The organism is Microbispora sp. CA-135349 (genome assembly GCF_050947365.1).
Taxonomy (GTDB): domain Bacteria; phylum Actinomycetota; class Actinomycetes; order Streptosporangiales; family Streptosporangiaceae; genus Microbispora.
Map to the genome: position 1 here is coordinate 6,336,836 of NZ_CP192001.1, position 23,361 is coordinate 6,360,196.

Annotated in this window: 14 protein-coding genes; 8 read left to right on the top strand and 6 right to left on the bottom strand. The window is 69.1% G+C overall.

The features are described 5' to 3' along the window. The first annotated feature begins 497 nt into the window (after window positions 1–497). The gene (gene aceE, locus ACQPZZ_RS29150) at window positions 498–3,251 is read left to right on the top strand and encodes a pyruvate dehydrogenase (acetyl-transferring), homodimeric type (RefSeq protein WP_432924305.1); all 2,754 of its coding nucleotides are present in this window, start codon (window positions 498–500) and stop codon (window positions 3,249–3,251) included. Window positions 3,252–3,471: 220 nt separating this feature from the next. Continuing rightward, window positions 3,472–5,328 (top strand): trypsin-like peptidase domain-containing protein, encoded by a 1,857-nt coding sequence (locus tag ACQPZZ_RS29155; protein WP_432924306.1) that lies wholly within the window; start codon window positions 3,472–3,474, stop codon window positions 5,326–5,328. Window positions 5,329–5,540: 212 nt separating this feature from the next. Here the strand turns inward: ACQPZZ_RS29155 and ACQPZZ_RS29160 are convergent, their stop codons facing one another. From ACQPZZ_RS29160 to ACQPZZ_RS29185, 6 genes are all read right to left on the bottom strand, one after another. Continuing rightward, a complete protein-coding gene (locus ACQPZZ_RS29160; RefSeq protein WP_432924308.1) occupies window positions 5,541–6,551 on the bottom strand; it encodes a sugar phosphate isomerase/epimerase family protein in 1,011 nt (336 codons plus the stop codon). Beyond that, window positions 6,548–7,720: a Gfo/Idh/MocA family protein gene (locus ACQPZZ_RS29165; RefSeq protein WP_432924310.1), complete on the bottom strand. Its 1,173-nt coding sequence runs from the start codon at window positions 7,718–7,720 to the stop codon at window positions 6,548–6,550. Before ACQPZZ_RS29165 ends, ACQPZZ_RS29160 begins: the two co-directional genes overlap by 4 nt. After that, window positions 7,717–8,778, bottom strand: coding sequence for an ABC transporter substrate-binding protein (locus ACQPZZ_RS29170; RefSeq protein ID WP_432924312.1), 1,062 nt, complete (start codon window positions 8,776–8,778; stop codon window positions 7,717–7,719). Before ACQPZZ_RS29170 ends, ACQPZZ_RS29165 begins: the two co-directional genes overlap by 4 nt. 40 nt (window positions 8,779–8,818) lie before the next feature. Then, the gene (locus tag ACQPZZ_RS29175) at window positions 8,819–9,838 is read right to left on the bottom strand and encodes an ABC transporter permease (protein ID WP_432924314.1); all 1,020 of its coding nucleotides are present in this window, start codon (window positions 9,836–9,838) and stop codon (window positions 8,819–8,821) included. Next, entirely contained in the window at window positions 9,831–11,375 is a 1,545-nt protein-coding gene (locus tag ACQPZZ_RS29180; protein WP_432924316.1) for a sugar ABC transporter ATP-binding protein, read from the bottom strand. The genes ACQPZZ_RS29175 and ACQPZZ_RS29180 overlap by 8 nt, the downstream gene beginning before the upstream one ends. Window positions 11,376–11,792: 417 nt before the next feature. Continuing rightward, complete coding sequence (locus ACQPZZ_RS29185) at window positions 11,793–13,094, bottom strand: ROK family protein (RefSeq protein ID WP_432924318.1); 1,302 nt, start codon at window positions 13,092–13,094, stop codon at window positions 11,793–11,795. Between the two features lie 242 nt (window positions 13,095–13,336). Here ACQPZZ_RS29185 and ACQPZZ_RS29190 point away from each other — a divergent pair, with 242 nt between their 5' ends. From ACQPZZ_RS29190 to ACQPZZ_RS29215, 6 genes are all read left to right on the top strand, one after another. Beyond that, window positions 13,337–14,617 (top strand): ROK family transcriptional regulator, encoded by a 1,281-nt coding sequence (locus tag ACQPZZ_RS29190; protein WP_363648182.1) that lies wholly within the window; start codon window positions 13,337–13,339, stop codon window positions 14,615–14,617. 208 nt (window positions 14,618–14,825) lie between these two features. Continuing rightward, on the top strand, window positions 14,826–20,048 hold the full coding sequence (locus ACQPZZ_RS29195) for a ThuA domain-containing protein (RefSeq protein WP_432924320.1): 5,223 nt from the start codon (window positions 14,826–14,828) through the stop codon (window positions 20,046–20,048). 144 nt (window positions 20,049–20,192) lie between these two features. Further along, the gene (locus ACQPZZ_RS29200; protein ID WP_432924322.1) at window positions 20,193–20,828 is read left to right on the top strand and encodes a hypothetical protein; all 636 of its coding nucleotides are present in this window, start codon (window positions 20,193–20,195) and stop codon (window positions 20,826–20,828) included. Between the two features lie 98 nt (window positions 20,829–20,926). Then, a complete protein-coding gene (locus tag ACQPZZ_RS29205) occupies window positions 20,927–21,955 on the top strand; it encodes a COG1470 family protein (RefSeq protein ID WP_432924324.1) in 1,029 nt (342 codons plus the stop codon). Window positions 21,956–22,048: 93 nt separating this feature from the next. Further along, window positions 22,049–22,732, top strand: coding sequence for a hypothetical protein (locus ACQPZZ_RS29210; protein ID WP_432924326.1), 684 nt, complete (start codon window positions 22,049–22,051; stop codon window positions 22,730–22,732). Beyond that, window positions 22,729–23,301, top strand: coding sequence for a hypothetical protein (locus ACQPZZ_RS29215; protein WP_432924328.1), 573 nt, complete (start codon window positions 22,729–22,731; stop codon window positions 23,299–23,301). The genes ACQPZZ_RS29210 and ACQPZZ_RS29215 overlap by 4 nt, the downstream gene beginning before the upstream one ends. Window positions 23,302–23,361 lie beyond the last annotated feature (60 nt).

Consider the following 23,361-nt stretch of genomic DNA (forward strand, 5'->3'; position numbering starts at 1 on the left):
CATACCAAAACGTTACGCTGCCGGAACGTCGCTCCCACGGGGGCGATCCCGCGTGCGCGCAGGCCCGCGCGCACGCCGGGGACATGACGACACGCGGGGCGGACACTTCCGGAGACGATTCGGGACGACTCCCGGAGGCGTCTCTCGCGGCGGCGTGGCGACTTTCCCCCGATCTCCCGCGTGAGGCCGGGCGAGACCGGGTACGGGGCCTGCGACCAGGCACGATGCCATTCCGGCGGCCTTGGGACGCCCCCGGCCACAACCGGGAATGGATGGTGGGTAAAAATCGTCCTACCATCGGTGGTCTAGGCCAAGACCAGCACCGCGGCCAGCGGCGACGGTTCGGTTACCGGGCAGTAGAGATGCACTTTCCGGTGGGACGAGACAGGATGGAAGACGACCGCAACGCCGCGATCGAGCGCTGACCGCATCGCAGCAGGCAACACAGACGTAACAGATCCGACGAGACAAAGTCCATTCTCGGAAGGCGAGACCCAGTGGCTTCCGGACGCCAGCGTTTTTCGATCATCAGTGACGGCCTACCCAGCCAGTTGCCTGATGTCGATCCGAGCGAGACCAACGAATGGCTCGAATCGCTCGACAACGTCATCAAGACCGAGGGCCGCACCCGGGCCCGTTACCTGATGCTCCGACTGCTCGAGCGTGCCCGTGAACACCAGGTCGGCGTGCCCGGCCTGCGCAGCACGGATTACATCAACACCATTCCCCCGGAGCGCGAGCCCTGGTTCCCCGGCGACGAGTACGTCGAGCGCCGCATCCGGGCCTACATCCGCTGGAACGCGGCGGTGATGGTGACCCGTGCCAACGCGCGGACCAACGTCGGCGGCCACATCGCCACCTACGCGTCCGCGGCCTCGCTGTACGAGGTGGGCTTCAACCACTTCTTCCGCGGCAAGGACCACGGGGAGTCGGGCGACCAGATCTTCATCCAGGGGCACGCGGCCCCCGGCATCTACGCCCGCGCCTTCCTGGAGGGCCGCCTCGACGCGCCCCAGCTCGACGCGTTCCGCCAGGAGCTGTCCCACGGGATCAAGGGCCTGCCGTCCTACCCGCACCCGCGGCTGATGCCGGACTTCTGGGAGTTCCCCACGGTGTCGATGGGCCTCGGCCCGATCGGCGCCATCTACCAGGCCCGGTTCAACCGCTACCTGCTCAGCCGGAAGATCAAGGACACCAGCCGCAGTCACGTCTGGTGCTTCCTCGGCGACGGCGAGATGGACGAGCCCGAGTCGCTCGGCGCGATCGGCGTCGCGGCCCGCGAGGAGCTCGACAACCTCACCTTCGTGATCAACTGCAACCTGCAGCGGCTCGACGGCCCCGTACGCGGCAACGGCAAGATCATTCAGGAGCTGGAGTCGTACTTCCGCGGCGCCGGCTGGAACGTGATCAAGGTTGTCTGGGGCCGTGACTGGGACCCGCTGCTCGCGGCCGACGTCGACGGCGTGCTGGTCAACCAGATGAACACCACGCCCGACGGCCAGTTCCAGACCTACTCGGTCGAGTCGGGCGCGTACATCCGGGAGAACTTCTTCGGCGGCGACCCGCGCCTGCGCAAGATGGTCGAGCACATGTCGGACGACGACATCCGCAAGCTGTCGCGCGGCGGCCACGACTACCGCAAGGTGTACGCCGCGTTCAAGGCGGCCCGCGAGCACGTCGGCCAGCCGACCGTCATCCTGGCCCAGACCATCAAGGGCTGGACGCTCGGCAAGGACTTCGAGGCGCGCAACGCCACGCACCAGATGAAGAAGATGAGCAAGGCCGAGCTCAAGGAGTTCCGCGACCGGCTCTACCTGCCCATCCCGGACAAGGACCTCGAGGCCGACCTCCCGCCGTACTTCCACCCGGGCGAGGACAACGACGAGATCGCCTACATGAAGGAGCGCCGGGCGGCGCTCGGCGGTTACCTGCCCAAGCGGGTAGTACGCGCCAAGCCGCTCAAGCTCCCCGGCGACCCCGTCTACTCCGGCCTGCGCAAGGGCTCGGGCAAGCAGAACGTCGCCACGACCATGGCGTTCGTCCGCCTGCTCAAGGACCTCATGCGGGACAAGGAGATCGGCGCCCGGTTCGTGCCGATCATCCCGGACGAGGCCCGCACGTTCGGTGTGGACGCGATGTTCCCGACCGCCAAGATCTACTCGCCTCACGGGCAGACGTACGAGGCGGTCGACCGCGAGCTGCTGCTGTCGTACAAGGAGTCGACCGAGGGTCAGATCCTGCACGAGGGCATCAGCGAGGCCGGCTCGATGGGCTCGGTCCTCGCGGCGGGCACGTCGTACGCCACGCACGGCGAGCACATGATCCCGGTCTACATCTTCTACTCGATGTTCGGGTTCCAGCGGACCGCCGACCAGATGTGGCAGCTCGGCGACCAGATGGGCCGGGGCTTCCTGCTCGGCGCGACGGCCGGCCGCACCACGCTGAACGGCGAGGGCCTCCAGCACGAGGACGGCCACACCCCGCTGATCGCCTCGACCAACCCGGCCGCCGTGGCGTACGACCCGGCCTGGGCGTTCGAGATCGCGCACATCGTCAAGGACGGCCTGCGGAGGATGTACGGGGAGCACCCCGAAGACGTCTTCTACTACCTGACCGTCTACAACGAGCCCTACCCGCAGCCGGTCGAGCCGGAGAACGTGGACGTGGAGGGCGTCCTCAAGGGCCTCTACCTGTACGCCCCGGGGACCGGCGACGGGCCGAAGGCGAACATCCTGGTGTCCGGCGTGGCCGGCCCGTGGGCGCTGGAGGCGCAGCGCATGCTGGCGGAGGACTGGGGCGTGTCCGCCTCGGTCTGGTCGGCCACCTCCTGGAGTGAGCTGCGCAGGGACGCCCTCGCCGTCGAGGAGCACAACCTGCTCAACCCCGACGCCGAGCAGCGCGTGCCGTACGTGACCAGCAAGCTGTCGGGCGTGCCCGGGCCGTTCGTGGGCGTCAGCGACTACATGCGCGCCGTGCCGGACCAGATCGCCCAGTGGGTGCCCGGTGACTGGAGCTCGCTCGGCACCGACGGCTTCGGCCTGTCCGACACGCGATCGGCGCTGCGCCGCCACTTCCACGTGGACGCGGCCTCGATCACGCTGGCGGTGCTGACCCAGCTCGCGCGGCGCGGCGAGGTCAAGGCGGAGACGCTGCAGGAGGCCGTCGCCCGGTATCACCTCAAGAACGGGGTGACCGAGGTGTCGGCCCAGCAGACCCCGGAGACCAACGACACCCAGTCGATGGGCGTCTGATCCGTGGATCGTCCGGCGGCCCCCGCTCCGGCGGGGGCCGCCGTCGTTTTCCGCGCAGTCATCACCGGGCCCGCACAACCACCAGGCCCTGACCGCCGGGCGCTCACCGCCGCGTTCCGCCGCACGTGAGCGGCTCGCGAAGGGGTCTTGCACTGCGGTACCGGCCGATCCCAAGCCACCTCCAAGCAAGAAACAAGACCGTTCCATCACGCTTGCTGCCGTGGATGGAAATCTCAGGAAATACTTCGGCAGGCTGACCGGGGGGATGGCCGCGATGGCGGCCCTCGCCCTGCTCGCCGTGGCCGCCCCCGCTTCGGCGGACACCGGGGACGAGGTCCCCGTCGGCACCCGGCTGGCCGCTCGCACCCACCCGGCTGTGCAGCTCACCAGCCTCACCTACTCGGGCGAGGTCGTCGTCCCGAGCAACGACGTCAAGCAGGCCGCGTGGGACCAGCTGACCAACGACGCCACCCAGGCCGTGCTCGCCGGCAAGATCGCCTCTGACGAGCGGAGCATCGCCAAGTTCCTGTTCCAGCGCGTGGCGGCCGACGTCGACCGCTACCTCCAGCCCGTGGGCCCGGAGCGCACCGTCAAGGCCCAGGTCGGCGGCATGTGCACGGGCTGGTGGGTGACCCCCGACGGCTACATGGTGACCGGCGCGCACTGCGTCGAGATGAGCAACGAGCAGCTGTCGCAGACCTTCGCGCAGCAGGCGCTGGAGAAGTTCAACAAGCAGGACGCCAAGGAGATCATCAACGGCCTGCGGGGCCTCGAGGCCGACAAGGAGATGCTGGAACTCGTCCAGCAGATCTACGTCACCTTCAACAGCACCCACATGGAGATCCGCGGCCTCCAGAAGAGCCTGTCGGTCCTGCAGAGCCTGCCCGGCGGCGGCGTCGACAAGACGGCCAAGGAGGTCCCGGCCGAGCTGGTGTCGGTCGGCGAGAGCTACCCGGGCAAGGACTTCGCGCTGCTCAAGGTCAACGGCCAGCTGAACCTGCCGACCGTGCCGCTCGGCGACGACACCGACGTGCAGACCGGCGACACGCTCTACATCAGCGGCTTCCCCGGCCTGGTGACCAACACCCCGTGGTTCAGCATCGAGTCCAAGCTCGACCCCGCGCTCACCGAGGGGCCGTACAACGCCAAGCGCAGCACCCAGGAAGGCGTGCCGTACATCCAGACGCAGGCGCCCTCCTACCACGGCAACTCCGGCGGTCCCGTCTTCAGCCGCGCGGGCAGGGTCGTGGGCATGCTGATCGCCGGCACCGTGAGCGAGAACGGCGAGGCGTCGGAGAACGAGAGCTTCGTGCTCCCGGTCTCGATCATCAAGGAGAAGCTCAACGAGAAGAACGTCAAGCCCTCCGCGTCGCTCACGACGACGAAGTACAACGAGGCGCTCGACGACTTCTTCCAGCGGCACTACAAGGACGCGCTGCCGAAGTTCCGCGAGGTGCAGGCGCTGTTCCCGAGCCACCCGTACGTCGCGAAGTACATCACCGACTCCCAGCAGGCGATCTCCTCGGGCAAGGACGAGACCCCGCAGCCGGTGTGGCTGTGGGTCGCCATCGGCGCCGGCGTCCTGATCCTGGTCGGCGGCGGTCTCCTCCTGCTGGTCCTCATGCGCAGGCGCAAGAAGGGCCCCTCCTCGCCGCAGGGCCAGTCGCCCTCACCCGTGTACGGCGGGCCCTACCCCGGGGTCAACGGCAGCGGCGGTTACCCGGCGCAGGTCGGCGGCGGCCATGACCGGCAGCCGGTGAACGGCCAGGTGCTGCCTCAGGGCTGGCAGCCGCAGAGCCTGCCGCCGGCGAACGGTCACCGGCCCGGGCGGGGGACGCCCGGGAGCTACGAGGCTCCACGTGGCGGCTACGACTCCCCGCGGCCGGCCGACGGTTACGACCCTCAGCGGCCCGACGGCGCGACGCAGTACGTGCGTCCCACGCCCTACGGGCACCAGCGGCCCCAGCCCGCACCGGGCCAGGGCCCGGCCGACTCCGGCGCGCCCGACGTCGCCGACCTGGAGCGGGAGATCGCCGAACTGCGCCGCCAGCTGCAGCACCGCCCGCCGGACGCGTGACGGATCGGGCGGGAGGGTGGCACCCTCCCGCAACACACGGGCCGGGCGCTCCTGGTGGAGCGCCCGGCCCTGTCGTGTCTGTCGACTCTTGTGCCCGCTGCGACCGCTACGGCGGAACCCGCGGGACACTCCCGGCCTCACGCGAGCTGGGCTCACGTGAGCTGGGAAGGCTCACGTGAGCCGGAAAGGCTCACGTGAGCTGGGGAGAGAGGTCAGCTCTCGGAGGAGAAGGCGGCGTCGAAGGCGGCCTCCGGCGGGGTGATGGCGTTGAGCGAGCGGATGTAGGCGAGGGATTCGGGTGCGCCGTGCAGCCGGTCCATGCCCGCGTCCTCCCACTCGATGGAGATCGGGCCGTCGTAGCCGATGTGGTTGAGTGCGCGGAAGCACTCCTCCCAGGGGACGTCGCCCCGGCCGGTGGACACGAAGTCCCAGCCGCGGCGGGGGTCGGCCCAGGCCAGGTGGGAGGCCAGGCGGCCGCGGCGGCCGTCGGGGGTGGCGACCCGGGCGTCCTTGCAGTCGACGTGGTAGATCTTGTCGGCGAAGTCGAGGATGAAGTTCGCCGGGTCAAGGCCCTGCCACACCATGTGGGAGGGGTCCCAGTTGAGGCCGAAGGCGGGGCGGTTGCCGATGGCCTCGAGGGTCCGCACGGTGGTGTGGTAGTCGTAGGCGATCTCGCTGGGGTGCACCTCGTGGGCGAAGCGCACGCCGACCTCGTCGAAGACGTCGAGGATGGGGTTGAAGCGGTCGGCGAAGTCCTGGTAGCCGGCTTCGATCATCGACGGCGGCACGGGCGGGAACATCGCCAGGGTGTGCCAGATGGAGGAGCCGGTGAATCCGACGACGGTCTTGACGCCGAGTTTGGCGGCCGCGCGGGCGGTGTTCTTGATTTCCTCGGCGGCGCGCCGGCGGACGCCTTCGGGTTCGCCGTCGCCCCAGATGCGGGCGGGCAGGATGCCCTTGTGGCGTTCGTCGATGGGGTGGTCGCACACGGCCTGGCCGACCAGGTGGTTGGAGATCGTCCATACCCCCAGGTTGTACTTGGCCAGGGTCTCCTTCTTGCGTTCGATGTAGGAGTCGTCCGCGAGCGCCTTGTCGACCTCGAAGTGGTCGCCCCAGCAGGCGAGCTCCAGGCCGTCGTAGCCCCATTCCGAGGCCAGCCGGCAGACCTCCTCGAACGGCAGGTCCGCCCACTGCCCCGTGAACAACGTGATGGGCCTGGTCATGAATCCTCCACATCCGTGAAGCGGCTGCCCTCAGCCGCGCTCTGCTCGACGGCCTCCAGCACCCGCTGCACCCGCAGCCCGTCCTCGAAGGACGGTGTGGGGTCGGTGCCGGCGGCCACCGCCTCGATGAAGTCCTTCACCTCATGGGTGAAGGTGTGCTCGTACCCGAGGCCGTGACCCGGCGGCCACCAGGCCCCGGCGTACGGGTGGTCCGGCTCGGTGACCTGCACCCGCCGGAACCCGTGCTCACCGCTGGGGATGGTGTGGTCGTGGAACCACAGCTCGTTCATCGCCTCGAAGTCGAAGGACAGGCTGCCCAGCGAGCCGTTGACCTCGATGCGCAGCGCGTTCTTGCGGCCGCCGGCGAACCGGGTGGCCTCGAACGACGCCAGGCCGCCGCCGCTGAGCCGGCCGATGAACAGCGCGGCGTCGTCGACGGTGACCGTGCCCCTCCCGGTGCCGCCACCGGCCGAGAGCCCGGCCGAGTTGGTGGCCAGGGGGCGCTCCTTGACGAAGGTCTCGGTCAGCGCCGAGACCCCGACGAGCCGTTCACCGACGATGAACTGTGCGGTGTCGATGATGTGGGCGCCGATGTCACCGAGGGCCCCGGACCCGGCCTTGTCCTTCTGCAGCCGCCAGACCAGCGGGAACTCCGGGTCGACGATCCAGTCCTGCAGGTACTGCGCCCGCACGTGCCGGATCTCCCCGAGCCTGCCCTCTTCGACGAACCGCCGGGCCAGCGCGATGGCGGGCACGCGGCGGTAGTTGAAGGCGACCATGCTGCGCACCCCGCGCGCCGCCGCCGCGCGGGCGGCGGCGGCCATGGCCTCGGCCTCGGCCACGGTGTTGGCCAGCGGCTTCTCGCAGATGACGTGCTTGCCCGCCTCCAGCGCCGCGATGGCGATCTCGGCGTGGCTGTCGCCCGGCGTGCAGATGTCGATCACCTGCACGTCGTCACGCTCGAGGAGCCGCTTCCAGTCGGTCTCCGCGTGCGCCCAGCCGAGCGTCTCCGCGGCCTGCGCGGTGGCCTCGGCGGACCTGCCCGCCACGGCCACCATCGCGGGTTTGATCGGCAGGTCGAAGAACGCGTTCACACTGCGCCATGCCTGGGAGTGGGTACGGCCCATGAACGCGTACCCGACCATGCCGATCCCGATGACAGACGTCACGACTCGAAGCCGGACGGCAGATACTTGTCCACATTGTCCTTGCTGACGGTCTCCGAGGTCAGCGTGATGGACTGCGGCACCTGCTGCTCCAGCAGGTCGCTCATGCCCTTGCCCTGGGCGATGAGCCGGGCGATCCTGATCGCCGAGGCCGCCATGGTCGCGGGGTAGGTGACCGTGGCCTTCAGCACGCCGTTGTCGGCCTGGATGTCACGCATCGCGTTGGCCGAACCGGCACCGCCGACCATGAAGAACTCGTCGCGACCGGCCTCCTTGATCGCGGCCATCACGCCGATGCCCTGGTCGTCGTCGTGGTTCCAGATCGCGTCGATCTTCTTGTGCGCCTGGAGCAGGTTGCTGGCCACCTGCGTGCCCGACTCCACCGTGAACTTGGCGTCCTGCTTCGCCGTCACCTTGAACCCGTAGGTCTTCAGCGCGTCCTCGAAGCCCTTGCTGCGGTCCTGGGTCAGCGGCAGCGTGGCGATGCCCTGGATCTCCAGGATGACCGGGTCGGCCACGCCCTTGTCCTTCAGCCTCTTGCCGATGAAGTGGCCCGCGGCCACGCCCATGCCGTAGTTGTCGCCGCCGATCCAGGTCCGGTACGACAGCTTGTCGGGGAAGACACGGTCGACGTTGACCACCGGGATGCCCGCGTCCATGGCCTGCCGGGCGACCTGGTTCAGCTGCTGGCCGTCGTTGGGCAGGATCACCAGCACGTTGACCTTGGCCTGGATCAGCGACTCCACCGCGGAGATCTGCTGGTTGATGTCGTTGGTCGGCTCGACCGCCTTCAGCTCCACATCGGAGTACTGCTTGGCCGCGTCCGCGGCGTTCTTGCTGATCGCGGCGATCCAGCCGTGGTCGGCCGCCGGGGCCGAGAAGCCGATGACGACCTTCTCACCCGGGGCGTCGTTGCCGCCCGTGGCCGCGGCCGCCGGGGCGGCCGCCGACGCGCTGGCCTGCGCGGCCGGCTCGTTGCTGGTGCAGGCGGTGATGAGGGCGCCCGCCCCGATGACGGCTCCGCCGAGAAGGAAGCCGCGGCGGCCGGGGTTGTTGCTCATATGAGTTCTCCCTTGGGGGTACAGGTGATCGATTTCGGGGTCAGGTATGTGTTTTGAGGCCGCGGCGCTGCAGGAGCACGGCGACGACGATGATCAGGCCCTTGGCCACCAACTGGTCGGCGGTGTTCAGGCCGTTCAGGATGAACAGGTTGGTGATGACCGTGAAGATCAGCAGACCGAGGATCGACCCCATGATCGTGCCCCGGCCGCCGCTGAGCAACGTCCCGCCGATGATGACCGCCGCGATCGCGTCCAGCTCATACAGATCACCATGCGTGGAGGACCCCGTCGTGGTCCGCGCCATGATCAACACCGCGGCGATCCCACAGCACAGACCCGACAACGCGTACAACATCAACGTGTGCTTACGCACATCGATACCGGCCAGACGCGCCGCCTCCGGATTACCCCCGACCGCATACGTACGCCGCCCGAACGTCGTCCGGTTCAGCACGATCCAGCCGATCAGCACCACCAGCGCGAAGATGTACACCAGCAGCGGCAGCCCCAGCACCCGCGTCGTCGACAGATCCACGATCAGCGAATTGTCCGGCTGCACCAACTGCGTCCGCTGATTCGACATCCGCTGCGCCAGACCCCGGGCGGCCACCATCATCGCCAGCGTCGCGATGAACGGAACCATCCGCCCATAAGAGATCAAAAAGCCGTTCAGCAACCCCGCGCCGGTGCCCACCAGCACCGCACACACGATCATCACGACCGGCCCGTACGCCTGCGTCGCCAGCGTGGTCGCCCACACCGACGCCAGCGCCATCAACGCCCCGACCGACAAATCGATACCACCACCGATGATCACGAAGGTCTGACCAACCGTGATCACCCCGATGGTCGAGGCCAGCGCCAAAATACTGACCAGATTCGACGACGTGGCGAAATTCTCCGGCCGGGTCACCAAGCCCACGATCGCCAGCAGCACCAGCGCCGCGACCAGACCCAGATGCCGGACCTCACCCAGCCGCCCCAACCGGCCACCGGCACCGGGCACCTTCACACCCGATCCGGCCGGACCGGCCGGCGCGGCCTGATCGACCTCAGTCATGCAACGCTCCTTCGGAGGGGGGATTTGCAACATCAGACCCGGAGGCCTCCTGCGAGACCATCACCAAATCGAGCACCCGATGCTCGTCCAGGTCCTCGGCCGGCGCCTCATGAACGACCCGGCCCTCACGAATCACCAGCACACGATCGGCCAGCCCCAGCACCTCGGGCACCTCACTGGACACCAGCAGCACCCCGATACCGTCATCGGCCAGCTTGCGCACCAGCGCATACAACTCCGCCCGCGCCCCGACATCCACACCGCGGGTCGGCTCATCCAGCAACAACAACTTGCGGTCCTCGGCCAGCCACCGCCCCAGCACCGCCTTTTGCTGGTTACCACCCGACAACGTCCGAATCGCCCGGCGCGGATCCGGCGGACGAATGTCCAACGCCTCCGACAACCGCTTGGCCTCGGCGAACTCGGTCTTGCGATCCAGCCACCCCAGCCACCGCGGCCGGGTATAGCGGCTCAGGCTCGCCAGCGTGATGTTCTGCGCGACCGGATGATCCAGCAGCAACGCCTGCGCCTTACGCTCCTCCGGCGCCAAGCCCATGCCCATCCGCACCGCCCGCGTCGTACTGCCCGGCCGCACCGTCTGCCCGTCCAGCACGACCTTCCCACCGCAGCGCCGCGCCCCGTAGATCGCCTCGATGATCTCGCTACGCCCCGACCCGACCAACCCGGCCAACCCCAGGATCTCCCCCGCCCGGATACTGAAGGAGACGTCCCGCACCCGGCCCGGCACCGACAGGTTCTCCACCCGCAGCACCTCCCGGCGCCCCTCATGAGCACCCCGGCCCGGCCGCGGCGGAAACACATACTCCACATTCCGCCCGGTCATCAACGCCACGATCTGCGACGTCGGGGTGTCCTTGGCCGCAAGGCCCACCGCGACCGTGCGCCCGTCCTTCAACACCGTCACCCGGTCACCGATCTCCCGGATCTCCTCCAGCCGGTGCGAGATGTAAATCACCGCCACACCCTGCGAGGTCAGATCCCGGATCACCCGGAACAGGTTCTCCACCTCGTCATGCGCCAGCGCCGCCGACGGCTCATCCATGATGATCAACCGCGCCGAATGCGACAACGCCCGGGCCATACTCACGATCTGCTTGTGCGCCGGCGACAACCGGCCCACCTCCGTACGCGGCCGGATCTCCCCATGCCCCAGCCGCTTGAGCAACTCACCCGTCGCCCGATCAGCCTCAGCCCGCCGGGAAAACCCGAAACTCGCCATCTCATGGCCCAAGAAGATGTTCTCCGTCACGCTCAGCCCATCCACCAGGTCCAACTCCTGATAGATCGTGGCGATCCCGTGACCCATCGCCGCGGTCGGCGGAGCCAGCCGCACCGGCGCGCCGTCGAGCAACACCTCACCCTCATCCGGCGCATGCGCACCAGACAAAATCTTGATCAACGTGGACTTCCCGGCACCGTTCTGGCCGAGCAGGCAATGCACCTCCCCGGCCTTGACCTCAAGGTCCACGCCATCCAGCGCGCGTACGCCGGGGAACTGCTTGACGATCCCTCGCATCACGAGGAGAGACGCCGAGTCGGATGATGACCGCGGCACAGAAGCCTCCTGGGGGTTGTGGGTGCGGCCGTGTGGCCCCGCCCGCCTGACGGCGCCGGGTTGGCACCACCGCGGTGGCACCGAGGTCGGCGTCAACGGTGTCGCCGCGGTTTCGGACAGCCGATCAGGCGGGCGGGACGTTCTTGTGGGGGAAACAAGCACGGTGGTGTCCCGTCCGCCCGACCGCGGGTGCCATGGCCGGCGGCACGCGGGATGGGCGGGGAGGTGCCGGCGGTCCAGGACACAGCGGTCAGGCGGACGGGAGGTCTGGTGGACGGGGGACAGTAAGGAAGGTCAGACGGAGTGAGCGGTACGCGGGGACGGGGCGGCGGACACGCGGGTCCACCACGAGTGGGGCGTATGGGTCATCGGGGTTCCTCAGGCGCCCCGATGGCTGGGATGTCGGATCGCGATGGCCGTGGGGTCGGACAGCGCCCGTTCGACGACGACGCCGGCCGCTCCGCGCGAGGCGGCGCCGAAGCCGAGGTCGGAGGCGACGAACCGGCAGCGGTCGGCGGCGCCGGTGATGCTCAGGCGGACCAGTTCCTCCTGCGCCGCGGGGATGAGCCGGTCGGCGAGCCTGGCGAAGTAGCCGCCGAGCACGATCACCCTGGGGTTGAAGAGGTTGACCAGCGTGGCGGCTCCGAATCCGAGCCACCGGCCCACCTCCGCGAGGGCCGCGTCGACGCGGGGGTCGCCTTCGGCCCGCCGCTGCTCGATCTCGGCCAGCCGTTCCTCCGGGTCGCGGACGACCTGCCGGCTCATGCCGTACGCGCGGTCGGGCGTGGCCATGCGCACCAGCGCGGCCAGTCCGACCTTGGTCTCCCAGCAGCCGAGCCGGCCGCAGCGGCACCGCTCACCGGACGGGTCGACCATGACGTGGCCGACCTCCCCGGCGAACCCGTCCGCGCCGCCCAGCAGCCGGCCGCCGGAGATGATGCCGCCGCCGACGCCCACCTCACCGGTGAGGTAGACCATGTCGGGCGTGCCCGCGGCCACTCCCGAGGTGAACTCGGCCAGCGCGGCGAGGTTGGCGTCGTTGTCCACGGCGATGGGGATGTCCGCGCGGATGTCCGCCTTGGACAGCCGCTCGGCCACCGCCACCCCGCACCAGCCGAGGTTCGGGGCGACGACGACGGTGCCGGTGGTCGTGTCGATCAGGCCGGGAATGGCCACGGTGATCCCGGCCGCGGCGACCCCGAGCTGGTCGAGGTCGGCGACGGTCCTTTCGATCATCCGGGCCAGCTCGTCGAGTGAGCGCTCCGGGCTGGAGCTCATGGCGTCGAAGCCGATGCGCCGGTCGGCGAGCACCCTTCCGGCCAGGTCGGTGGCGAAGGCGGCGATGTAGTCGACGTTGACCTCGACGCCCAGGGCGCCGATCCGTGAACCGTCCAGGACGAGCGCGACGCCCGGACGGCCGACGGAGCCGGCGTGCTGTGGCCCGGTCTCCTTGACCAGTCCCCGCGCCTGCAGTTCGCTCACCAGGCTGGTGACGGTGGTCTTGTTCAACCCGGTCGCGACGGCGACGGCGGACCGGGAGCACGGGCCGTACGTATTGACGTGACGCAGCACCAGAGCAAGGTTGGAACGGCGCACGGTGGCCTGGTCCGCGGGAACACCCGCGGAGGCACCACGACTCGGCGAGTCGGTCGTACGGCCGTCGGCCCTGCTGTGGTCCACGCCTCTCCTCAATTAGTTCGCATGGCTGGCCGAATTAAAGACAGTGACGGACGTGACGCACAAGGGGATACGGGACGAATGTTGCGTAACGTTCCGATAACCAGGTCACGAATTGGCGCTGACCTGCGGCGGAACCGAGCGATGCCAACTCGTTACGCGTCGCGGGGGTGCACTTCCGGACATCCGCGTGTTACAACCCTGATTAATTGATCTCAGAGACAAACAAAGGGCAGGTGAGGCAGGTGAGCAACGGGCCACACCTCACCCGTCCCTCAGGCGGCTCTCCGCCGGCGGGTCCCGCCGCACTGCGCCGGGCGAACCTCGCGTTGGTGCTGCGCGAACTGCGCGACCACGCGTCGCTGTCCCGCGCCGACATCGCGACCGCGACCGGGCTGCACCGGGCGACCGTCTCCAGTCTCATGGCCGAGCTTCTCGAGCGGCGGCTGGTGCGGGAGCTCGGCGTCGAGCACGTGGGCGCCGTCGGGCGTCCCAGGCGGGCGGTGGCGTTGCACGGCGCGCACGTCGGCGCCCTGGGCATGGAGATCAACGTCGACTACATCGCGGTCCACGGCACCGACCTCAGCGGCCGGGTCCTGGTCGAGCGCCGGGTGGTCTTCGACACGATGGGCAGCCGCCCGGACAGCGCGGTGCGCCGGCTCGGGCTCGTGGCCAAGGAATCCGTGAAGGCGATGGCGCGGGCCGGCGCCGTCCCCGCGGGCATCGTGGTGGCCGTCCCCGGCCTCGTGGACGTGGCGCGCGGCGTCGTGACGCTCGCGCCGAACCTCTACTGGCAGGACCTGCCGCTGGCGGAACAGCTTTCCGCGATGCTCGGCTCGCTGCGTGTCCCGGTGCGGGTGGACAACGACGCCAACCTCGCCGCGTTGGCGGAGTTCACCTCCGGCGTCGCCGCGGGCACTCCCGACCTCGTCTACCTCACCGGCGAGGTGGGCGTGGGAGGCGGCATCATCTCCGGCGGCAAGCTGCTGCGCGGAGCGGACGGCTTCTCCGGCGAGGTCGGGCATCTGCGGGTCGACCCCAACGGCGACCAGTGCGGCTGCGGCCGCATCGGCTGCTGGGAGACCAAGGTCGGGCTGGCCGCGCTCGTGCGCGCGGCCATGCCCGAGCAGGCGTACGGACTGCCCGGCATGCCGGTTCCGGATCCCGGCGAGCGAGTGGCCGACATCGCCCGGGGGCTGGCCTCGGGCGACCGGCGCATGATGCAGGCGGTGGCACAGGTCGGCCAATGGCTCGGGCTCGGCGGCTCGATCGTGGCCAACCTGTTCAACCCCCGCGTCATCGTGATCGGAGGCTACTTCGCCTCGCTGGCCGAGTGGCTGCTGCCCCACGCGCAGGACCAGCTGCAGCGGCTCGTGATGGCCGCCCCGGCCACGCAGTGCCGATTCGTCGCGTCCACACTCGGCTTCGGCGCCGCGTCCCGCGGCGCCGCGAGCATGGTGGTGAACCAGATCATCGACGACCCGACCACGATCATGGATTCATTACCCAGGCCGGCAGTTTACTGACGGCCCCCACAGACCTGGAGACGGCACCCTCCAGCACCCCAAATATCCGTACAACCAAGTGGCAACAGCGCGGCGGCGCGCGCCTTGCTGACGTCCCCCCGGTCAGGAAGGGTTTTCCATGACACCACGTTCTCGAACGTGGGCCTGGCCGCTCAACGCGGCCCAGCCAAACAGCGGACGACGTCCGAGACGTCGGACCGCGGCGACGATGGCTTTTGCCCTCCTCGCTCCCACCGTCACGCTCTTCTCGGCGCCGGTGAGCGCCGAGGCCGCCACTGCGGCCGCGGAGCCCGATTTCAAGGTGCTGGTCTTCTCCAAGACGACCGGCTTCCGGCACGACTCGATTCCCGAGGGCATCGCGGCCGTGCAGAAGCTCGGCCAGGAGAACAACTTCGCGGTCGACACGACCGAGGACAGCGCGGCGTTCACCGACGCGAACCTGGCGAAGTACCAGGCCGTGGTCTTCATGTCCACGACCGGTGACCCGGTGAGCACGCAGGACCAGAAGGACGCCTTCCAGCGTTACATCCAGAAGGGCGGCGGCTACGTGGGTGTCCACGCCGCCGCCGACAGCGGATACAACTGGGCCTGGTACGGCAAGCTGGTGGGTGCCTACTTCAAGCAGCACCCGGCGATCCAGCAGGCCACGGTCAAGGTCGAGGACCCGGCGCACCCTTCCACCAAGGGTCTGCCGACCACCTGGACCCGTACCGACGAGTGGTACGACTACCAGACGAACCCGCGTGGCACGGTCCACGTCCTGACGTCGATGGACGAGAAGTCCTACACCGGCGCCACGATGGGGGCGGACCACCCGAACACCTGGTGTCAGGACTACGACGGCGGCCGCTCGTGGTACACCGGTCTGGGTCACCAGAAGGAGAACTACAGCGAGGCCAACTTCCTGAAGCTGCTCCTCGGCGGTATCAAGACCGCCGCGGGCGCGGAGAAGGCCGACTGCTCGGCCTCTCTCAGCGGCAGCTACGAGAAGGTCACGCTCGACGACAACACGTCGAACCCGATGATGGTGGACGTCGCCAAGGACGGCCGGGTCTTCTACATCGACCGCCTGGGCGACGTGAAGATCATCAAGCCCGCCGGCGGCACGGTCACGGCCGCGCACATGGACGTGTTCACCGCCAACGAGAGCGGTCTGCTCGGCATGGCGCTGGACCCGGGCTTCGACACCAACAAGTGGATCTACCTGTACTACTCGCCCAACGGGTCGGAGAACGTCGACCGGCTGAGCCGGTTCACGGTCACCGGTGACACCCTGGACAAGTCCAGCGAGAAGAAGATCCTCGACGTTCCGGTGCAGCGCGCCGAGTGCTGCCACCACGGCGGCGGCCTGGTGATCGACCCCAAGACCGGCAACCTCTGGCTGGCCACGGGCGACAACACCAACCCCTTCGCCTCCGACGGGTACGCCCCGATCGACGAGCAGTCGGGCCGTTCCAGCTGGGACGCCCAGCGCAGCGCGGGCAACACCAACAGCCTGAGCGGCAAGCTGCTGCGGATCCACCCCGAGGCGGACGGCACCTACACCGTCCCGTCGGGCAACCTGTTCGCGCCGGGCACCGCGAAGACCAAGCCGGAGATCTACGGCATGGGCTTCCGCAACCCGTTCCGGATCGGTCTGGACCCGAAGACCGGCAACATCATGCTGGGTGAGTACGGCCCCGACGCCAACTCCGCCAGCGCGACGCGCGGTCCGCAGAACACGGTCGAGTGGAACCTGATCACCAAGGCGGGCAACTACGGCTGGCCGTACTGCAACGGCAACAACACCCCGTTCATCGACTACAACTTCGCCACCCGGCAGTCGGGGTCGGCGTTCAACTGCTCGGCTCCGGTCAACGACTCGCCGAACAACACCGGCCTGACCAACCTGCCGCCGGTGATCCCGGCCACGGTCTGGTACCACTACCAGGCGGACGCCAACAACTTCCCCGAGCTCAGCGGCGGCGCGCCGATGGGCGGCCCGGTCTACCGCTTCGACCCGAACCTGAAGTCGAACGTGAAGTGGCCGGAGTACTGGGACGGCAAGGCCCTGTTCGGTGAGTGGAACAACAACGCCATGTGGTCGTTCCAGCTCAACGAGGACGGCACCAAGCTCGTCGAGATGAACCGCATCCTGACGACGCTGAAGTTCCTCAAGCCGATGGACATGAAGTTCGGTCCGGACGGCGCTCTGTACCTGATCGAGTGGGGTTCGGGCTTCGGCGGCGACAACGCCGACTCGGGCATCTACCGCATCAACTACACCAAGGGCAACCCGCTGCCGGTCGCCGCCGCCTCGGCGGACAAGACCGACGGCCCGGCCCCGCTGACCGTGCAGTTCTCCAGCGAGGGCTCGCGCGACCCGGACGGCCAGGCGCTCACCTACGCCTGGGACTTCGACGGTGACGGCAAGACCGACTCCACCGAGGCCAGCCCGTCGTTCACCTACACCAAGGCCGGCGCGTTCAGCGCGGTCCTGACCATCAAGAACACGGAGGGCGAGACCGCGACGGCCACCGTCGCCATCGTCGCCGGCAACAACCGGCCCACCGTGAAGGTGGACGTGCCGCCGAACGGCGCGTTCTTCGATTTCGGCGACGAGGTGAAGTTCAAGGTCACCGTCACCGACCCCGAGGACGGCACGATCGACTGCGACAAGGTGCAGATCCAGGCCATCCTCGGCCATGACAGCCACGGCCACCCGCTCGACCAGCTCAAGGGCTGCGAGGGCACCCTGCGGACCCAGCTGGGCGGCCACGGCGAGACCGACAACCTGTTCTACGTAATCGAGGCCAGCTACGCCGACAAGGGCAACGGCGACGCTCCGTCGCTGACCGGCCGCGGCCAGGTCATCCTGCAGCCCAAGCGCAAGCAGGCCGAGCACTTCACCCAGACCGGCCGGGTTTCCGGTGGGGTCGGCACGGACGCCGCCGGTGTCCAGGCCGAGAACACCTCCGACACCGCGGGCGGCGCCCAGCACGTCGCGTTCGTGCAGGACGGCGACTGGTGGTCGTACGACCCGGTCAACCTGACCAACATCTCCGCGATCCGGCTCCGGGCCTCCTCCAACGGCCCCGGCGCCACCGTGCAGATCCGCGTCGGCAACCCCGACAACGGCACTCTGGTCGGCTCCGCGGACATCACCTCGACCGGCGACTGGAACACGTTCAAGGACGTCACGGTCAACCTGAACAACGTTCCGACGACCAGCGGCCCGATCTACTTCGTGGTCCGCAAGCCGTCCAGCGCCGCCAACGACGCCTACCTGGCCAACTTCAACTGGGTCGACTTCATCGGCAAGGGCGCCACGGAGAACGAGCGTCCGGTCGTGACCGCGACGGCGACGCCGGTGTCCGGTATCGCTCCGCTGAAGGTCGACTTCACGTCGACGGCCACCGACCCCGAGGGTGACGCGATCACCTACAAGTGGGACTTCGGAGTGAACGGTGCTCCGCAGCCCACGACGGCGAACGCCAGCTACACCTACAACGCTCCGGGCAACTACACCGCCGTGGTGACCGCGACCGACGCCAAGGGCTCCTCGTCCACCGCCAAGGTCACGATCAAGGTGAACGCGCCGGCCACGGTGTGCTTCTCCGGCCGTAGCGACGACTTCCTGGGCGACCAGCTCGACCGGAACCGCTGGTCGGTCATCCGGGAGAACCAGGACCTGAAGGTCACCGGCGGCAACCTGGTCATCCCGACCTCGACCACCGACATCTACCAGACGACCAACAACACGCCGAACATCGTCGTGCAGCCGGCTCCCTCGGGCGCCTGGACGGCCACGGCCAAGCTCACGCTGAAGGCGACCGACGCCTACCAGCAGGCGGGCCTGATCCTGTACGGCGACGACGACAACTACGCCAAGATCGTGCTGCAGGGCCGGTCGACCTCCGGGCCGAACCACGCCAGCCGCATCTTCCAGTTCATCCGTGAGGACAAGGGCGCCCCCAACGAGGTCACGGCGAGCAACACCGCCAACCTCGGGGACAGCTACCCCGACACGGTGTACGTGCGGTTCATCAGCGACGGCACCAACATCACCGCTCACTACTCCTCCGACGGCAGCAACTTCACCGCGATGTCGGAGACCAAGCCGCTCGCCGGGATCACCAACCCGAAGATCGGCCTGATCTCGCTGGCCGGGGCCAACCACCCGGTCACGGACGCCTCGTTCGACTGGTTCTTCATCACGCCGGACGATAAGGCGACCGGCCCGAACCCGGACGACGACTTCAACGGCACCTCGCTGGACAACTGCCGCTGGGACTCCGTCGTTCGTCCCGACCCGACGACGGCGCGTGTGACGGGTGGCAACCTGGAGCTCGACACCACCACGGGTGACATCTACGGGACCAGCAACAGCGGCCCGAAGAACTTCATCCTGCAGAAGGCGCCCAGCGGTGACTGGACGCTGGAGACCAAGGTCGACGGTTCGGCCCTCAGCGAGCAGTACCAGCAGGGCGGCCTGATCGTCTACGGCGACGACGACAACTACGTGAAGTTCGACTTCCTGACCACCAACGCCGCTGGTGCGACGCTGGCCAGGACGATCGAGCTGCGCAGCGAGGTCGGCGGCACCGTGCAGAACCCGCAGCCGCAGGTCAACAACCGCACCACCGGCGTGTGGTGGCTGCGCCTGAAGAAGGTGGGAGACAGCTTCACCGGCTCCTACTCCTCCGACGGCACCACCTGGACCGACCTGGCCACCAACGGCACGGTCACCGCGGTGAAGAACAGCGCCGTGGCGAACGCGTCGAAGGTCGGTGTCTACACCATCGGCACCAACCAGGGCGCGTCCAAGACGGTCAAGTTCGACTACTTCAAGCTGGTCAAGGCGGGTAGCGAGGACAAGACCGCTCCGGTGACGACGGCGACGACCGACCCGGCGCAGCCGGATGGCGGCTCGTTCACCGGCCCGGTCACGGTCACGCTGAAGGCGGCCGACGAGGCCAACGGCAGCGGGGTCGCCAAGACCGAGTACTCGCTGGACGGCGGCGACTGGACGGCCTACACCGCTCCGGTGACCGTCTCGGGCGACGGGAAGCACGAGCTGCGCTACCGCTCGACCGACAAGGCCGGGAACACCGAGGAGATCAAGACGCTCTCGCTGACGATCTCCGCGGCTCCCGCGCAGCAGGTCAAGCTGACCGTGACGGCCGCGCCGCGCTGCATCGGCAGCTCGGTGTACCTCGCCGTGACGGCGGTCAACAACGGCGACGTGCCGGCGACGATCGAGCTGAACACCCCGTTCGGCAAGAAGACCGTGGCCGACGTTGCTCCGGGCAAGCAGGCCTACCAGTCCTTCAACACCCGGACCGCCCAGATCGACGCCGGCAAGGTCACCGTGACCGGCACCGCGACGATCGGCGGCAAGCAGGTCACCTCGTCCTACGACGCGGCCTACACCGCGGCCAGCTGCGGCTGAGCCGTGTAACCGCGGTCAGCTGCCGCTGACCGCACCGGCGGTGACCACGGTCCCCACGACGAGGACATCGCCATAGCACGACCCGGGGCCGGCCGGCCGAACAGCCGGCCGGCCCCGCCCCTCATAAACGGAGCGAATGATCACATGAGAATCAACAGGACCACGCAGGTGCTCGCCGCGTCGGTGCTTGGCGTCACGCTCGTCGGCGCCGCCATGACGAGTCCGGCGCTGGCCGACGACAACCCCAACAGCGGCATCGACGTGTCGGTGAACATCACCCCCACCACCACCCCCGGCCAGCTGTCGATGACGGTCGCCGACAACAACGGGGTGTCCCTGCAGGAGAACGGTTCCGACGCCGCCGCCCGCCAGTTCGTCGGCACCCTGCCGACGGTCACGGTGACCGACACCCGCAACCCCGAGGAGATCCCCGCCGGTGAGTTCTGGGCGGTCGTGGGCCAGTCCAGCCAGTTCGTCGCCTCCGACGACCCGGCCAAGACCATCGGCCCGGAATACCTGGGGTGGAAGCCGCGCCTGCTGAGCGACTCCTCCACCGGCGCGGTGTCGGCCGGTGAGCCGGTCTCCAGTGTCGTCTCCGACGGCACCGGCGCCCCCGAGGTGGGCCTGAAGGGCCAGGAGCTGCTGGTCTCGACCGCCAACTCCTCCGACGAGATCGGCACCTCGAAGGTGAACGCCGACCTCGCCCTGCGCACCCCCGTCGACGTCGCCGCCGGCGAGTACCACTCCACCTTGACCCTTTCGCTGTTCAACCAGTCCTGAACCCGAGGGCAGGACGCCGTCGCCTACTGTGGGCGTCCGGGCCGTGTGGGCGGTTGCGCACACGGCCCGGACGTTCATCGACGAGACAGGAGAGACCGTTGTTGACCAAGAGCCGCTGGCGGGGCGCCCTCGTCCTGTTCGCCCTACTTCAGGCCCTCGGCGCGACCGTGCTGGTCGCCTTGGTCGCCCTCGCCGCCCCCTCCAGCGCCGACGTCACCTGGTCGGTCGTGCCCGCCGACGCGAACGGCCCCGACGGCCGCCGCGTCATCGACATCGAGCTCGCCGGCGGACAGCAGACCACCGAGCACATCGCCGTGATCAACCGCTCCACCGAGCCGGTCGACTTCGCGATCGACGCCAACGACGGCTACCTGACCGCCAAGGGCTACTTCGACATGCGGCCCTCGGACGCCAAGCCGGTCGACGGCGGCTCCTGGATCGAGATTCCCGACAAGGTGACCATCGCCGCCGGCGCCACCGCGGTCGTTCCCGTGAAGGTCGCGATCCCGCAGAACGCGACGCCGGGCGATCACCCCGCCGGCGTGACCGCGTCGGTCGACACCGTCTCGGGCCAGGTGCGGGTGCAAAACCGGGTCGGCGTCCGCCTCAACATCCGGGTGAGCGGCGCTTATGCGGCCAAGGTCGCCGTGAGCGACGTGCACGCCGCCTACACCTGGTCGTGGAACCCCTTCGCGCCGGGATCGGTCGAGGTGACCTACACCCTCGCCAACGCCGGCAACGTCCGCCTGGCCCCCGACTCCCGGATCCTGACCTCCACCATCGCGGGCGAAAGCGACTGGAACGACACCTCCGACGCCAAGGCCAGAGAGATCATGCCCGGCGGCAAGCGCACCTTCACCGCACGGGTGAGCGGCGCCTGGCCGATGGGAGTGATCGACACCACCGTCATGGCGATCCCCGCGCCCGCGGGCCAGCCGCTCCCCGGCGTCACCGCCGAACGGGTCTCGATCGACACCTCGGTCTGGGCCCTCCCCTGGCCCCAGCTCGCTCTCCTCGCCCTGCTCATCCTCGCCTTCCTCGCCATCCGGATCACCGCTTCCCGGCGCCGCAAGCGCATCGAGAAACTGCTCATCCTCAACGGCCGGGGCACACCCCTCGGGGCGTGAGCACCTGAGCGCGCGGGCGGATCGACTCCCCCGCGACGCGTGTCAGGGCGCACCCCCTCTTCCACCCGATCAGCACCATCCGCCCCTCAGGAGGTGGCGACCATCAACCGACCACCCAGGCAACCGACGCCGGTCCGGCGTCCGGCCCGGGGCCGGGCGCTCGGCCTCGTGGCCGCGTTCGTGATCGGCGCGCTCGTCGCCGGCGGCCTGGTCTTCGCGGTGACCCGGCCGACGTCCGTCGAGCAGATCGCCAACCAGATCCGCGCCGAATCCGCCCTCCGCGACAAGACGCAGATCAAGACCCTGACGGAGCTGGCGCGCACCTCGCGCGACCGGCTCGTCCCCGTGCTCGAAGGACTGGGCCGGGCCTTGCCCGCCGACGGCACCGCGGGGCCCGCCGTGGTGACCGACGCCGATGTCGAGGAGTGGCGGAAGGCGTCCACCGCGGCCGTCGACGGCTTCGCCGACCCGCCGTCCGGCGAGACCGCCACCAACGTGGCGCGATCGAACCTCGCCTCCGCCGTACGGCAGATCGCCACCACCGTCGACACCTACGCGGCCGCGCGGGAACTCACCGGACCGGCCCGCACCACCGCCATGGACCTGGCCGTACGGCAGCGCGCCGACGCGCTCTTCACCTGGTCGGTCGGAGCCACCGCCCTCGACGCCGTGAACGTCGACGCGGGCTACGGACACCAGCACGTGTTCCTGCCGACAACGCCGGGCGACGGGGCGCTTACCCCCGACACCGAACCTGAGGGGAGTCACGAATCGTGACCAAGGCACTGAAATACGTCCTCGCCGCCCTGGTGGCCGGGCTCGCGCTGATGCTCGGCGCCCCGGCGGCCTCCGCCGACAGCGGGCCGATCAAGCTGGAGGTGACCGGGGACGGCGACCACAACGTCAACGTTTTGGTGACCCACAAGAAGGACGGGCGTCCCGTCACGGAGATCCTCGACGCGACGCTGGTCGCGACCTCCGCCGACGGCCGCACCTTCGGGCCGGTGCCGCTGAAGTCGGCGCCCGAGGGCCAGAACCTCTACCACGCCGCGGAGCCGCTGCCGAGCGGCGAGTGGAAGGTCACCGTGAAGGCGGCCGAGCCCTCCAAGGCGAGCAAGACGGTGACGGTGAAGGCCGGTGCGGTCAAGGTCGTCCCGCAGAACGCGAACACCACGCTTGACCCCTCGAAGGCGGCCGCGACCGGGCAGCTGGCTGACCGGGCCGCGCAGGACACCGACGATTCGGGGATGGCGCTCAAGATCGGCATCATCGCTCTCGTGGCGGTCATCGCCGTCGCGGCTCTGGTCGTCGTCGCCCGGCGCAGGAACCTGTACACCCGGCGCTGAAAGCGGTGCGCTCCGGCCGGCCACGACCGCCGGCCGGAGCCGGGCGGCGTGCGCACGGCG

Coding starts and splice junctions, on each gene's coding strand:
- ACQPZZ_RS29160 (WP_432924308.1), bottom strand. CDS start 6,551: ATGACCAGGCCCATCACGTTGTTCACGGGGCAGTGGGCGGACCTGCCG.
- ACQPZZ_RS29170 (WP_432924312.1), bottom strand. CDS start 8,778: ATGAGCAACAACCCCGGCCGCCGCGGCTTCCTTCTCGGCGGAGCCGTC.
- ACQPZZ_RS29175 (WP_432924314.1), bottom strand. CDS start 9,838: ATGACTGAGGTCGATCAGGCCGCGCCGGCCGGTCCGGCCGGATCGGGT.
- ACQPZZ_RS29180 (WP_432924316.1), bottom strand. CDS start 11,375: ATGCGAGGGATCGTCAAGCAGTTCCCCGGCGTACGCGCGCTGGATGGC.
- ACQPZZ_RS29195 (WP_432924320.1), top strand. CDS start 14,826: ATGGCTTTTGCCCTCCTCGCTCCCACCGTCACGCTCTTCTCGGCGCCG.
- ACQPZZ_RS29200 (WP_432924322.1), top strand. CDS start 20,193: ATGAGAATCAACAGGACCACGCAGGTGCTCGCCGCGTCGGTGCTTGGC.